We start from the raw sequence: 1,409 nt of genomic DNA, 5'->3' as shown, positions 1-1,409 counted from the left end.
GGCGGGCGCGTCGGCGGGGACGTCCGGCGCGGGGGCCTCGGCGGTCGGCGCGGTCCGCTCGGGGGCGGGCGCGGTCGGGGCATTCTCGGGGACGCGGGGGTGCGGGGTGCGGCGGGAGGGGAGCGAGTCGAGGGTGCCACGGACGGGGAGCGGGGGGTGCCCGGCGGCGGACGGGGCGTCGGGGGTACGGGGCTCGGGAGTACGCGGCTCGGGGGGCGTCTCGGGCGAGGCGGGCGCTTCACGAGCCTCACCCGGCACGGGCGTCGCACCCGGGGCAGGCACCGCACCCCGCGCAGGCTCCGGCTCCGGCTCCCCCGCCGGGGGCATCCGGTCCGTACCGCCCGGCAGCGGCGTCTCGCCCGTACGGGAGGACTCGTCCTCGCCGTCCGGCACGGGCACCGCGGTGCTCCCGCCCGCCGGAGCGCTGTCGTCGTCCTCGACGAGTTCCGCCTCGACGGGCTCCGCCTCCGCCGCCGCGCCGCCCGCCGCGACCTGTGCCGGGGTGGCGGGTTCCTCGCCCAGGAGGGCGGTGGGCAGGACGACGACGGCCTGGACTCCCCCGTAGATGTTGCTCTGGAGGCGGACGGCGATGCCGTGGCGGCGGGCGAGTGTGGCCACGACGTAGAGGCCGATGCGGCCGTCCTGGAGGAGACCCGCGAGGTTCACCTGGTCGGGGTCGGCGAGGACGGTGTTCATGCGGTGGCGCTCGGCGGGGTCGAGGCCGAGGCCCCGGTCCTCGATCTCGACGGCGAGCCCGGCGGCGACCCGGCCCGCGCGGAGCAGGACGGGCGTGTGCGGCGCGGAGAAGAGCGTCGCGTTCTCGACGAGTTCGGCGATGAGGTGGACGATGTCGGCCACGTTCTGGCCGTGCACCGCGCCGTCCACGGGCGGGACGAGGCGGACGCGCGGGTACTGCTCGACCTCGGCGACCGCCGAGCGCAGCACCTGCTGGAGCGGGATGGGGGTGCTCCACTGGCGGCGCGAGACGGAGCCGCCGAGCACGGCGAGGTTCTCGGCGTGCCTGCGGGTGCGGGTCGCGAGGTGGTCGATGTGGAAGAGGCCCTTGAGGAGGGCGGGGTCCTCGGTGCCGCTCTCCAGTTCGTCGAGCACCTGGATCTGCCGGTGCACGAGCGACTGGAGCCGCCGCGAGAGGTTGACGAAGACCTCGACCTTCTGTTCGTGACCCGCGTGGCTGGAGAGCTGCGAGGCGCGCACGACGGAGGCCATGGCGACGTCGTGGAAGCGGTGGAGCTCGTCGGCGAGCAGGTCGAGCCCGTCGCCGCCGCGGTCGGGCCGCGACGGTGCCTCGCGCACCGGGGGCAGTTCGCCGCGCCGCAGGCGGTCGACGAGGCCGCGCAGTTCGGTCTGGCGGCGGGCGCTCGTGGTGCGCAGCGCGCCGACGCGGTCGA

Annotated in this window: 1 protein-coding gene; it reads right to left on the bottom strand. The window is 76.8% G+C overall.

The features are described 5' to 3' along the window. Positions 1 to 1,409, bottom strand: a 1,409-nt coding sequence (locus tag G3I42_RS26185) for an ATP-binding protein (protein ID WP_343244670.1), incomplete at both ends; no start/stop codon positions are given.

This window comes from Streptomyces sp. SID11385 (assembly GCF_010548245.1).
Lineage (GTDB): Bacteria > Actinomycetota > Actinomycetes > Streptomycetales > Streptomycetaceae > Streptomyces.
Note: the sequence above shows the minus strand (reverse complement) of the source record. Positions and strands in the feature narration are given on the sequence as shown.